Genomic DNA, 12,222 nt, shown 5'->3' with positions numbered 1-12,222 from the left:
TGATACACTGCGCGCCATTGCATCACCGACAGTTGAAGGCTCTATGCTAAGTAACGATATTCTTCGTAGCCTGCGCTACACCCTGAAAGCGAACAATAACGACATGGTGCGTATTCTTGCGCTTGCTGACATGGAATCCACCTCCGCAGGTTTTGATACCTGGATGACAAAAGAAGATGAAGCCGGGTTTATTCGCTGCCCGGATATCATTCTCTCCGGATTTTTAAACGGTCTGATTTATCATCTGCGTGGAAAAGACGATTCTGCGCCGGAACTGGCGCTTGAGCGTCGTGTTAACAACAATACGGTGCTGAAAAAGCTGCGTATCGCCTTTTCGCTGAAAACCGATGATATTCTGGCCGTTATGACCGAGCAGAAGTTTCGTGTGTCGATGCCGGAAATTACCGCCATGATGCGCGCGCCGGACCATAAGAACTATCGCGAATGCGGCGATCAGTTTCTGCGTTATTTCCTGCGGGGTTTGACGTCGCGAGTGCACAAAACGAAAGCGTAAAACGACGCTGGCGACCACGATGAATATCGGGTCGCCAGGATGTTATTTCACTTCTTTAAAACCCGCCGATTCCATTACCGTTTGCATTTGCTTCATGCTGATATTTTTATCGGCTTTCTCAGAAAGCTTCATCCCGGAAATTGCCTGCAACGCTTTTATATCGACTTTTTCCATATCGATAGTGACATTTTCCTGCGCGTAGGTATCTGTATAGGTGAGCTTTTCTTCTACGCCTGCAATATTTTGATATTTGGCGCTTAACGCATCGAATACTTTTGCGGCTTCCTCTTTATTGCTGGCACCGACAGACGCATAGCTGATTTTACTTTCGGAGCTTTGTTTCAGAACTTTGTCACCTTTATAGGTGTAAGAGACGGTGATATCCGAACCGTTAAGATTGGCATTGAATGTTTTCGTTTCTTCTTTATCACCACAACCCGCCAGGGAAAAAACCACAACCGATGCCACGGCGAGAGAAACTAATTTTTGTAACGCTGTCATGTAAAACTCCATTTTATGAATATCGAATGCTAAATAATAACGCCAATGAATATGAGGGCCGGGCGGCCTTAATAGCAGAGCAGTATAGAATAAATCTAATAGCGATGGCTAAGCAGTCCGAAAATGGAGTGGGGGAGTGTGTTTAAGATTAAAGGTAAATCACTCAGCAAAAAAAGCGCTGCAGTTGCAGCGCTCGAGATGTCTGATTTATTTCACCTGTTGGCCAGGTTTTGCGCCTTCGTCCGGGCTTAACAGGAAGATATCTTTCCCGCCAGGACCTGCCGCCATGACCATCCCTTCAGAAATGCCGAAGCGCATCTTACGAGGTGCCAGGTTAGCAACCATAATGGTCTGACGTCCAACCAGGGTCTGCGGATCCGGATAGGCAGAACGAATACCAGAGAAGACGTTACGCTTCTCGCCGCCGAGATCCAGCGTCAGACGCAGCAGTTTATCAGAACCTTCCACAAACTCGGCGTTTTCAATCAATGCCACGCGCAGGTCAACTTTGGCGAAATCGTCAAAGGTAATGGTTTCCTGAATCGGGTCATCCGCCAGCGGGCCGGTTACCGGTGCGGCAGCGGCCTTCACTTCTTCTTTCGACGCTTCCACCAGCGCTTCAACTTGTTTCATGTCGATGCGATTGTAGAGCGCCTTAAAGGTGTTGACCTTGTGACCGAGCAGCGGTTGCTTAATGGCATCCCAGCTCAGCTCGCTGTTCAGGAAAGCTTCTACACGTTCAGCAAGCGTTGGCAGAACCGGTTTCAGGTAAGTCATCAGGACGCGGAACAGGTTGATACCCATGGAGCAGATCGCTTGCAGGTCGGCATCGCGGCCTTCCTGTTTAGCAACGACCCACGGAGCCTGTTCGTCAACGTAGCGGTTTGCCACATCGGCCAGCGCCATGATTTCACGGATAGCTTTACCAAATTCACGGCTTTCCCATGCTTCGCCAATCACCGCAGCAGCGTCAGTGAAGGTTTTATACAACGCCGGGTCGGCCAGTTCAGCAGCCAGTACGCCGTCAAAACGCTTGCTGATAAAGCCTGCGTTACGTGATGCCAGGTTGACTACTTTGTTGACGATATCGGCGTTTACACGCTGAACGAAGTCTTCCAGGTTCAGGTCGATGTCATCAATGCGTGAAGAAAGCTTCGCCGTGTAGTAGTAACGCAGGCTGTCGGCGTCAAAGTGCTTCAGCCAGGTGCTGGCCTTAATGAAGGTACCGCGAGATTTGGACATCTTCGCACCGTTTACCGTCACATAACCGTGTACGAACAGGTTGGTCGGCTTACGGAAGTTGCTGCCTTCCAGCATCGCCGGCCAGAACAGGCTATGGAAGTAGACGATGTCTTTACCGATGAAGTGATACAACTCAGCGTCGGAATCTTTCTTCCAATACTCATCAAAACTGGTCGTGTCGCCGCGCTTATCGCACAGGTTTTTGAACGAACCCATATAGCCAATTGGTGCATCCAGCCAGACATAGAAGTACTTGCCTGGCGCATCCGGGATTTCAAAACCGAAGTATGGGGCATCGCGGGAAATATCCCACTGCTGCAGGCCGGATTCGAACCATTCCTGCATTTTGTTGGCGACCTGCTCCTGCAACGCGCCGCTGCGTGTCCAGGCCTGCAGCATCTCGCTGAATGACGGCAGGTCAAAGAAGAAGTGTTCGGAGTCGCGCATTACCGGCGTCGCGCCAGAAACGACGGATTTCGGCTCGATAAGTTCGGTCGGGCTGTAGGTTGCGCCGCAGACTTCACAGTTATCGCCGTACTGATCCGGAGATTTACATTTCGGGCAGGTGCCTTTAACGAAACGGTCCGGCAGGAACATGCCTTTTTCCGGATCGTAAAGCTGGGAGATAGTACGGTTCTTAATAAAACCGTTCTCCTTCAGGCGCGTATAAATCAGCTCAGACAGCTCACGGTTCTCTTCGCTGTGCGTAGAGTGGTAGTTGTCATAGCTGATGTCAAAACCCGCAAAATCAGTCTGATGCTCCTGACTCATTTCACCGATCATCTGCTCTGGCGTGATCCCAAGCTGCTGTGCTTTCAGCATGATTGGCGTACCGTGTGCGTCGTCCGCGCAGATGAAGTTAACCTGGTGGCCGCGCATTCGCTGGTAACGGACCCAGACATCAGCCTGGATGTGCTCCAGCATATGGCCGAGGTGGATAGAGCCGTTGGCGTACGGCAGCGCGCACGTTACCAGAATTTTCTTCGCGACTTGAGTCATAGTGGGCAATTACTTCTTTTGTAGTGAAAAGGGCTTTGATAGTACCAAAATGGTAATTACTGCGCCAAGCGATAAGGGCATTTATCCGTAAATGAATAATTGTTGCGGTTGGAGTAAACTACCTGGTGACTATTGTATTTTCAGAACAACAAAAAGGAGTCGGGATGAACGCACAATCCCAGGCCAAATCACCAGAGACCCTGCGCGCGATGGTTGCCGGGACGCTGGCGAATTTTCAGCATTCAACCCTGAAGCATAATCTGACGACGCTTAAAGCGTTGCACCACGTCGCCTGGATGGATGACACGTTGCACGTTGAGCTGGTCATGCCGTTTGTCTGGCAGAGCGCGTTTGAGGACTTAAAAGAGCAATGTAGCGCCGATCTGCTGCGTATTACTGGTGCGAAAGCGATCGACTGGAAACTGTCGCATAACATTGCGACGCTGAAACGCGTGAAAAACCAGCCGGGCATTAATGGTGTAAAAAACATCATCGCCGTCAGTTCGGGTAAAGGTGGTGTGGGTAAATCCTCAACTGCCGTGAACCTGGCGCTGGCGCTGGCTGCGGAAGGGGCGAAGGTAGGGATTCTGGACGCCGATATTTATGGCCCGTCAATCCCGACGATGCTCGGTGCGGAGAACCAGCGTCCAACCTCTCCAGACGGTACCCATATGGCGCCGATCATGTCTCACGGCCTGGCGACAAACTCTATTGGTTATCTGGTTACTGACGATAATGCGATGGTGTGGCGTGGCCCGATGGCCAGCAAAGCCCTGCTGCAGATGCTGCAAGAAACCTTATGGCCGGATCTTGATTACCTGGTACTGGATATGCCGCCGGGTACGGGTGATATCCAGTTGACGCTGGCGCAAAACATTCCGGTCACGGGGGCTGTTGTGGTGACCACTCCGCAGGACATCGCGCTGATCGATGCGAAAAAAGGCATCGTGATGTTCGAAAAAGTCGAAGTGCCAGTGCTGGGTATTGTTGAGAATATGAGTATGCATATTTGCAGCAACTGCGGTCATCACGAGCCAATCTTCGGCACCGGTGGCGCGCAGAAACTGGCTGAGCAGTATCACACCCAACTGCTGGGACAGATGCCGCTGCATATTTCTCTGCGTGAAGACCTGGATCGTGGTACGCCGACGGTCATCAGCCGTCCTGACAGCGAATTTACCGCCATTTACCGCGACCTTGCAGGACGTGTCGCTGCCCAGCTCTACTGGCAAGGGGAAGTGATCCCGGGTGAAATTGCCTTCCGCGCGGTGTAATTAATAGCGTTACAAATATTCACTGTATCAATAATGCATTGATGCAGTGAATATATTGGATGAAAAATCTCACTCAATTATTTATCCGGACTGTATAATTCATGTCTTTTTCTGAATAAACACCCTCAATGCATCATTTAAATTGATCAAATTGGTCGAATTAATCTACAATCTCAATTGGTCTTAGCGAGGCAGTTAATCCATAATCTACTGGAAAGACGGCTTGTGTGCTGTTTCCCAACCGATACAGGAATAATGAACGTAATGAAAAAAAATTTATTCTTGGGAGTTATTACTTTGGCTTATGGAATGAGCGCTTCTGCTTTCGCCACAGATACTGCCACCCTGAATATCAATGGTCGGGTAACTGAACCCACCTGTAGCGCTGATGTTGTAAATAACGAAGTGCAGCAACGCTGTGGCAATGCCATTTCCTTTTCAAACGTCAGAGCGGGTGTTTCAAATCCAACAAAAGGTGCGGTAACTGAAATTGTAACTATCACCGGTGACGCTACACGACAAATTGTGATGACGCGTTACGATTAAACGTCTTTTATCAGCCATGCATTATTATTGTGAATAATACGTGGCTGATCATTTTTCTGAAGAATTCCATTCCGACAGTTAATCTCGTAAATTTATTAATTTAAAAGAATAAAAAAATCGACTGATTTGTTTCTATTATATTGCGCTTTGCAATTTGTTTTAAATCAATAAAACAACGCGTTTACATTGCGGTAACGTTTCTGGTGTGCGAATTTAATTTCACGGGTTAAGTCCTCTTAACCAATAGAAGTTAATTCATTAAGGAATATACGATGAAACGTTCAATTATTTCCGCTGCTGTTCTGTCCGCTGTAGTTATGAGCGCTGGGGCTTTTGCTGCTGATTCTGATCAGGGTGAACTGATTATTACTGGTAAGGTAGTAGGGACCACCTGTAAATTTACAGGGGATACCACTGCGACCATTGGTATGAACCAAATTGGTGCTGACAGATTAAATGCCTTAAGTGCTGGTGGTGTTTATGAAGGATACTCAAATAAAACCACCGTGCCATTGACGGTTGAATGTACAGGAAGTAAAGCACCAAAAATTACTTTCTCCAGTTCTCAATTTGACAGCAATAATAAATATATTACACGAAATACCGCAGCAAATAATGGTGCTGGCTTCACCGTTTACTATGGTGATGATTTTACTAAACAGGTTAACCCCGATACAGGTATTGAGTTAACTAAAACTGCGGACAATAAATATACTCTGAACTTTAGCGCACGCTACGCGAAAATTGGTTCTGCCGATGTCTCCGCTGGTGATGTGGCCTCTTCGCTGACGATGACTGTTGTTACTGATTAAGATGACTATCCTGTTTGTCGGCGGCTCTGGCCGCCGATTATTTCCGCAGTAAGGATAATTATAATGAAAAAAATACTCGTGTTTTTACTGGCCGGTACAGTAATGCCTGCGTGGGGCGGCATATACATTTACGGCACCCGTGTCATTTATCCGGCACAGAAAAAAGAAATTACCGTGCAATTAATGAATGAAGGCAGTCGCAGCTCGCTGGTTCAATCCTGGATAGATGACGGAGATACCAGTCTGCCACCCGAAAAAATCCACGTGCCATTTGTAATGAGCCCTCCGGTGGCAAAGGTCAGCGGAGGCTCTGGTCAACAACTGAAAATTAAGCAATTGGCAAATACGCTACCGGAAGATCGTGAAAGTCTTTTTTTCCTGAATGTGTTAGATATTCCTCCTAATTCTGCGGAATCAGAAGGCAAGAACATGATTAAATTTGCTATGCAGAATCGCATCAAATTTATATATCGCCCGCAGGGTATCGCCGGTGTAGATGAAAAAAGCTTTTCTCGCTTAAGCGTCAGAGATATCAGCGGTGGCATTAATATCAAAAATAATTCTGCCAACTGGATTACTATTCCTGAACTAGTGGGTAATTCAAAAATAAACAGCGAGACAGTATTACTTGCTCCGTGGTCAGATAAAAAGGTCATCACCACTGCTGTCGTTAATCATTACAAAGTTACTCTTATTGATGATCACGGAAACTACTTAAGTGAAAAAATAAAAACGGAAAGATAGTCAAGGATTGATTATGTCAAAGATAAATTCTATTACACTGTCAATCCTGTCGGTGTTGGCCGCTTCATCCGTATGGGCTGAAGAAGACACGTTTGATACCCACTTTATGATCGGTGGTTTGAATGGTGAGAAAATCTCTCGCTATCAAATTGATGGCGATAGGCCAATGCCCGGTATATATGAAATGGATGTTTATCTTAATAATAAGTGGCGTGGTCGGTACGATATTGATATTAAAGATGATCCCGAACTGACATGTCTGCCCTGGGCACAATTGCAGCAAATTGGTATTCGCACCGGGAACATTAAAACGGATAAACAAGAAGGCTGCGTGCCGCTGCGTGCAGCAGTGCAGGGCGGCAGTGTTAGTTATGACATTGGGGAGTTTATTCTAAATTTAAGCGTGCCTCAGGCGTATGTGGTTGAATATGAACCAGGATATATGCCGCCTGAAACCTGGGATCGCGGGGTGAACGCTTTTTATACCTCTTATTACGCCAGCCAGTATTACAGTAATTATAAACACGGTGGTGATGATAAAAGCAGCTATGTGAACCTGAATAGCGGGTTGAACCTGCTGGGGTGGCAGTTGCATTCAAGTGACAACTATACGAAAGGTAACGAGGGCAACGGCAAATGGAAGAGCAACACGTTATATGTGGAACGTGGTGTGCCGTCGATTCTTGGTACATTGCGCGCTGGTGACATGTATACCGGGGCAGATATTTTTGATGCCGTACGTTTTCGTGGTGTGCGTATCTGGCGCGATATGCAAATGTTACCAAACTCAAAACAGAATTTTACCCCTGTAGTTCGTGGGATTGCTCAGAGCAACGCCCTGGTAACCATCGAACAAAATGGTTTTGTTATTTACCAGAAAGAAGTGCCACCAGGCCCATTTGCTATTGATGATCTACAACTCGCTGGTGGCGGTTCGGATTTAGATGTCAGTGTGAAAGAGGCTAACGGTTCGATATCTCATTATCTGGTGCCTTTTTCATCTGTGCCAAATATGCTGCAGTCTGGCGTATCGAAATATGATTTCGCTGCAGGGCGTAGCCATATTGAAGGGGCTGGCAATCAGTATGATTTCCTGCAAGGGAGTTATCAGTATGGTCTGAACAATCTGCTAACGGTCTATGGCGGTACAATGCTGTCGCAAAACTATTCTTCATTTGTGCTTGGGACTGGCTGGAATACCCCCATTGGCGCAGTATCGGTAGACGCCACGCGATCGCATAGCGAGCAGGATAATGGTGATGTTTTTGATGGTCAGAGCTATCAGGTTGCATGGAACAAATATGTCACGCAGACCGGTACGCAGTTTGCACTGGCAGCTTATCGTTATTCCTCGCGGGATTATCGTACCTTTAATGACTACGTGTGGGCGAATAATAAAAATAACTATAATCGCGATAAAAACGATGTTTATGACATTGCGGACTACTATCAAAACGACTTTGGCCGCAAGAACAGTTTTTCACTGAATATAAATCAAGCGTTACCCGAAAACTGGGGATCCCTGGCGGTCAGTGGCCTGTGGCGCGACTATTGGCAACGCAGTGGAAACGGCAAAGATTATCAGCTTAGCTACTCTAACGCCTGGCAGCGAGTTAGCTATACCGTTGCCGTGAGTCAAACGTACGATGAGGACAACCACGAGGATAAGCGTTTTAACCTGTATATCTCCATCCCGTTCTCGTGGGGGGACGGTATTTCCACTCCTCGACGCGATCTGTTCGTCTCTAATTCCACGACGTTTGATAATGACGGCTTTCAGTCGAATAACACCAGCTTAAGCGGGGTGACGGGTCATCGCGATCAATTCAGCTATGGTGCCAACCTCAGTCAGCAACGACAGGGGAACGAGACAACGGCGGGCGTTAGCATGGTCTGGCGCGCGCCAGTGGCGACTGTAGGCAGTAGTTACAGCCAATCGAATAAGTATCAACAGGCCAGCGGCAATATTCAGGGGGGGATCGTGGTGTGGTCTGAGGGCGTGGCTCTGACTCCCCGGCTTTCAGATACATTCGCCATTGTTAAAGCGCCTGGGTTACAGGGTGTGGCTGTGCAAGGGCATCGTTACCTAACAACCAACAGTAAAGGTTACGCGGTTTACGACAGTCTGACGCCGTACCGTGAAAATATGCTGATGCTGGATCTTTCCGACACTAATAGCGATGTGGCATTACTGGGCAATCGAAAAGGTACAGTACCTTATCGCGGTGCGGTCGTGATGACGGAGTTTGAAACCGATCGGCGCAAACCCTGGTACTTCCTTGCCGAGCGTCCGGACGGCTCTCCGTTATCTTTCGGTTATGAAGTGGAAGATGATATCGGTAATAATGTTGGCCTGGTGGGGCAGGGTAGCCGGTTATTTATTCGCACCAACGATATTCCCGCGTCGGTACGTGTTGCAGTTAATAAACAGCTGGGACAGTTCTGTACAATTACCTTCGATAGGGTGATTGATGAGAATAAAGTCTATATTTGCCGATAAGGATGCAAGATATGAAAGGATACGTATTTTTGATATTTTTGCTGCTGTCATCCTTTGGCGCTGATGCCGGGTGTACATTTCAGACAAAAAATGGCGGGTTAACGACAATTAATCTGGATATGACATCTGGAACAGCAACGAATCAAATTAATCTCAGTTCCAGTGGCAACATAGTGTGTACAGCCAATAGTGATAGCTTATATTATACAACACCGCTCAAGGATTACATTGTTGCAATTCAGGGGAGCAGCGGCAAGAAGGTTTTAATTAATATCAATCTGACCAGCAATGATTTTCCAGTAAGTATTGGTAAGAAAACGGTTAGTGCCGGCGAAGTACTGGATACCAAAAGTTTCACCATCTCAGCAAGATATGTAAATTCAGGGACTATTAAGCAGACAGTATCCGGTGATGCGTTTAGTCTGAGCGACCCGGCAGTAAGTATTACCTCTGATAATTCTTGTACTTCAAACTGGTTAGCTTATCTTTATTGCTGGGTTACCGGACGTTTATCGAGTAATTCAGCTTTTACACAGAATTTAAGCTTTACAGTAACGCATAAACCCACCACCTGTCAGTTTTCATTACCCCGCTACGAAATTAAAATGCCAGATACCACATTAAATGAAATGCTCACGGTTAATAATACCAAATCGGGTTCTACAAATCTGGTATTGAATTGCGAAAGTATATATAACGTCACCACTAATCCCGTCACTTTTAAGGTGGTGCGCGGTGACTGGGATGAAAGCGGGAAAATACTAAAAAACACGATAGCGAATGGCGCCAAAGGGGTGGGGTTCCAGATATATAATGGCACCGCGACTTCTCCTCTAAAACAGGGGGATAATCTGATGAACAGAATGACCAAACTGGAAGCAATCAGTAATCAGTACACTTTCCCTATTACTGCGAAATATGTTCGCGTGACAGGGGAATCATTACTGCCTGGTGAAATACAAAGTAAAGTGATATTTGCAGTATCTTATGACTAATTGATTTGCGGGTATTTCACGTACTTTCTTGCTGAAAGTACGTGTTTTTTCTATTAACGATGATAAAAAATCTCGCCGTCGTAGGCTTTAATGATCTTACCGTCAGCATCGTTGATTAGGACGTACGCACCACCCATGTAGGTCCAGTGGGTACCGGCGGTAGGGGCTGGCAGGTTGCGTTGGTTCCATTGCTTAATCGCATATTCGTCAGTACGGTACAGCGGTGGGACCGTGTCACCAGGTTTAAAATGGGTAAAGTCGGCGATGAAACCGCTCAACTCATACTTATCAATTCCGGTGGGAGCAGCTGTTGCGGCCGGCGCGGCCCAGACGACGCTGCTTGCAAGCAGGAGTGCACCCAGCAACATTTTATTCTTCATACCCATCCTCTTTACCTGTTCGGGTCATCAACATCAGTCGTGTATCATTCCTGGCTTATAGGGCATCTGACAAGAACTTTTTTGTGATCACGCCAGTCATTTCGTAAAAAGTGTAAATGAATGTACAGAATAGCTGCAACCTTACCCCGTAATTTCGTGGAGGGCCATGGTGCTGCGCTAATTTACATCATCAAGCGTAGGCAGTATTCTGTTACCGAAACTTGTGTTTCAACGACTCGGGGTGCCCTTCCTGGTGAAGGCTGAGAAATACCCGTACCACCTGATCTGGATAATGCCAGCGTAGGGGGCCCAAATTCGGCCTGCTTATCATGAGATTGACTCTCTTTTTGTCGGTGCGTAATGCACTTGAGGTACAAAAAGGGTGTATTCATGGGGTACAAAACTCTTCCATACACGTTTCAGCGAAACGGCAACTACTACCTGCAAATCCGGCTTTCCAATGGCAGGATATATAAGAAATCCCTCCTCACTGACAGCTATCGTGAGGCATCTGCTTTGATGATTGGTGTTACTCCGCATATTCCTTTTGTTAAATCATTAGCTACGCCGATCCTCTTGTTCGAATCATTTGTGTCTAATCTGATTACGTCAGAACGTAAGGCTGCGAGAAATCCACTTTTGCCCCACCAGCAGATAGCTACTCCTGTTGAAATCGTGGAATCTCAACCGCCAGCCGAACCGGGAAAAGTGCTAACCCTCTCGGATGCGTGGGCTATGTACAAAGCCGAAAAGGGGAGAAACTGGACGAAATCGATCTCAATGGCGAATGAGCGCTACATGGAAGTGTTGCTAACTGTTTTGAGAGGGGAGACTGATGTAGCGGCGATCACCAAGCAGGACATTAAGCAGGTGATGGAAGTGGTTGAAAATCTCCCTAAGCGCGTTGTTCAGCCTTACCGCTCAATGACCATCCAGCAACTGATTGAGTGTGATGATGTTCCACCGGATCAACTGGTAGGCGTTGAGGCCATCCATAAGCATCTCAAGCTGTATAAATCACTCTTCAAAACCTTCCTCACAGAAAGCAAAGACATTTTGTCTAAGTCGCCAACTGATGGCGTAGTGGCTGCACCTTCAAAAGCGAGATTCGGTGCTTACAGCACAGCAGAGATGAAAAAATTTGTAGGGTGGGCGCTTAAGCAGCCCGATAGCTGGCAAAAATGGATCACGTTGTTACTGGCATACACGGGGGCAAGAAGAGGCGAGATAGGAAAGTTGGAGAAGTCACAAATCAAATTCGACGAAGATAGTCAGCGTTACTATTTCTTGATTGCCGAAGGAGGGCAGGGGAAAACTGAGAACGCTACAAGGCAGGTAGTCATCCACCCGAAGTTAATCGAATGGGGTTTCATGGAGTACGTTGATCGCCAGTGGAAAGAGCGGATATTCTCAGAAGTGGCAGGTACGAACATGACAAAGATCGGCAAAGTGTTTGCGGATCTGCGTGATCAGCTTGGTATTCCATATCTTGATGACTATGGGCAACGGCGATTGTTGCATTCCATCCGTCACTCGGTCTGTTCTGCGGCAATGGCTGGTTGGGTATCAAACATCCTACATCTGCAACAGACGGTCGGACATGAGAAGAGCGGTGGGATTACCAAGCGCTATTTGCACATGTTTCCCTTGTCTTCAATTTCTTATGTGATTGATGGGATTGATTGGCAATGATCCCTGGGTTATTAGCTTGTATA

The 12,222-nt window shown here is 47.1% G+C and carries 11 protein-coding genes and 1 riboswitch; of the genes, 8 read left to right on the top strand and 3 right to left on the bottom strand.

Translation table 11 applies throughout. The annotated features are described in order from the left end of the window. The first annotated feature begins 43 nt into the window (after window positions 1–43). Window positions 44–514 (top strand): DUF1456 family protein, encoded by a 471-nt coding sequence (locus tag GPJ68_RS16040; RefSeq protein WP_104652183.1) that lies wholly within the window; start codon window positions 44–46, stop codon window positions 512–514. 42 nt (window positions 515–556) lie between these two features. Here GPJ68_RS16040 and GPJ68_RS16035 read toward each other — a convergent pair whose 3' ends face one another. After that, window positions 557–1,015 (bottom strand): YehR family lipoprotein, encoded by a 459-nt coding sequence (locus GPJ68_RS16035; RefSeq protein WP_016156964.1) that lies wholly within the window; start codon window positions 1,013–1,015, stop codon window positions 557–559. Between the two features lie 207 nt (window positions 1,016–1,222). Then, the gene (gene metG, locus GPJ68_RS16030; protein ID WP_016156963.1) at window positions 1,223–3,256 is read right to left on the bottom strand and encodes a methionine--tRNA ligase; all 2,034 of its coding nucleotides are present in this window, start codon (window positions 3,254–3,256) and stop codon (window positions 1,223–1,225) included. A gap of 164 nt (window positions 3,257–3,420) precedes the next feature. Between metG and apbC the strand changes: the two genes are divergently transcribed. The 6 genes from apbC to GPJ68_RS16000 all read left to right on the top strand — a co-directional run bounded on the left by apbC (window position 3,421) and on the right by GPJ68_RS16000 (window position 10,127). Beyond that, complete coding sequence (apbC, locus tag GPJ68_RS16025) at window positions 3,421–4,530, top strand: iron-sulfur cluster carrier protein ApbC (RefSeq protein WP_016153686.1); 1,110 nt, start codon at window positions 3,421–3,423, stop codon at window positions 4,528–4,530. Window positions 4,531–4,794: 264 nt separating this feature from the next. Next, window positions 4,795–5,076: a DUF2574 family protein gene (locus GPJ68_RS16020; RefSeq protein WP_016153685.1), complete on the top strand. Its 282-nt coding sequence runs from the start codon at window positions 4,795–4,797 to the stop codon at window positions 5,074–5,076. Between the two features lie 272 nt (window positions 5,077–5,348). Further along, window positions 5,349–5,888 (top strand): fimbrial protein YehD, encoded by a 540-nt coding sequence (gene yehD, locus GPJ68_RS16015; protein ID WP_016156961.1) that lies wholly within the window; start codon window positions 5,349–5,351, stop codon window positions 5,886–5,888. 63 nt (window positions 5,889–5,951) lie between these two features. Further along, window positions 5,952–6,632: a fimbrial assembly chaperone gene (locus GPJ68_RS16010; RefSeq protein ID WP_049041084.1), complete on the top strand. Its 681-nt coding sequence runs from the start codon at window positions 5,952–5,954 to the stop codon at window positions 6,630–6,632. A gap of 13 nt (window positions 6,633–6,645) precedes the next feature. Next, window positions 6,646–9,132: a fimbrial biogenesis outer membrane usher protein gene (locus tag GPJ68_RS16005; RefSeq protein ID WP_180836862.1), complete on the top strand. Its 2,487-nt coding sequence runs from the start codon at window positions 6,646–6,648 to the stop codon at window positions 9,130–9,132. An 11-nt stretch (window positions 9,133–9,143) separates the two neighbouring features. After that, on the top strand, window positions 9,144–10,127 hold the full coding sequence (locus GPJ68_RS16000; protein WP_104651453.1) for a fimbrial protein: 984 nt from the start codon (window positions 9,144–9,146) through the stop codon (window positions 10,125–10,127). Window positions 10,128–10,180: 53 nt separating this feature from the next. Here the strand turns inward: GPJ68_RS16000 and GPJ68_RS15995 are convergent, their stop codons facing one another. Then, entirely contained in the window at window positions 10,181–10,513 is a 333-nt protein-coding gene (locus GPJ68_RS15995; RefSeq protein WP_019077205.1) for an RcnB family protein, read from the bottom strand. A 221-nt stretch (window positions 10,514–10,734) separates the two neighbouring features. Further along, window positions 10,735–10,830, top strand: a riboswitch (TPP riboswitch). 67 nt (window positions 10,831–10,897) lie between these two features. Between GPJ68_RS15995 and GPJ68_RS15990 the strand changes: the two genes are divergently transcribed. Next, window positions 10,898–12,199 carry a tyrosine-type recombinase/integrase gene (locus GPJ68_RS15990; RefSeq protein ID WP_180836860.1) on the top strand — a complete coding sequence of 434 codons (1,302 nt, stop codon included), beginning with the start codon at window positions 10,898–10,900 and terminating at the stop codon, window positions 12,197–12,199. The last annotated feature ends 23 nt before the right edge of the window (window positions 12,200–12,222 follow it).

The organism is Citrobacter sp. 172116965 (genome assembly GCF_013458095.1).
Taxonomy (GTDB): Bacteria; Pseudomonadota; Gammaproteobacteria; order Enterobacterales; family Enterobacteriaceae; genus Citrobacter; species Citrobacter braakii.
This window is presented reverse-complemented; position numbering and strand designations above follow the sequence as displayed.

Coding starts and splice junctions, on each gene's coding strand:
- apbC (WP_016153686.1), top strand. CDS start 3,421: ATGAACGCACAATCCCAGGCCAAATCACCAGAGACCCTGCGCGCGATG.
- yehD (WP_016156961.1), top strand. CDS start 5,349: ATGAAACGTTCAATTATTTCCGCTGCTGTTCTGTCCGCTGTAGTTATG.
- GPJ68_RS16005 (WP_180836862.1), top strand. CDS start 6,646: ATGTCAAAGATAAATTCTATTACACTGTCAATCCTGTCGGTGTTGGCC.
- metG (WP_016156963.1), bottom strand. CDS start 3,256: ATGACTCAAGTCGCGAAGAAAATTCTGGTAACGTGCGCGCTGCCGTAC.
- GPJ68_RS16035 (WP_016156964.1), bottom strand. CDS start 1,015: ATGACAGCGTTACAAAAATTAGTTTCTCTCGCCGTGGCATCGGTTGTG.
- GPJ68_RS16040 (WP_104652183.1), top strand. CDS start 44: ATGCTAAGTAACGATATTCTTCGTAGCCTGCGCTACACCCTGAAAGCG.
- GPJ68_RS16020 (WP_016153685.1), top strand. CDS start 4,795: ATGAAAAAAAATTTATTCTTGGGAGTTATTACTTTGGCTTATGGAATG.
- GPJ68_RS15995 (WP_019077205.1), bottom strand. CDS start 10,513: ATGGGTATGAAGAATAAAATGTTGCTGGGTGCACTCCTGCTTGCAAGC.
- GPJ68_RS16010 (WP_049041084.1), top strand. CDS start 5,952: ATGAAAAAAATACTCGTGTTTTTACTGGCCGGTACAGTAATGCCTGCG.
- GPJ68_RS15990 (WP_180836860.1), top strand. CDS start 10,898: ATGGGGTACAAAACTCTTCCATACACGTTTCAGCGAAACGGCAACTAC.
- GPJ68_RS16000 (WP_104651453.1), top strand. CDS start 9,144: ATGAAAGGATACGTATTTTTGATATTTTTGCTGCTGTCATCCTTTGGC.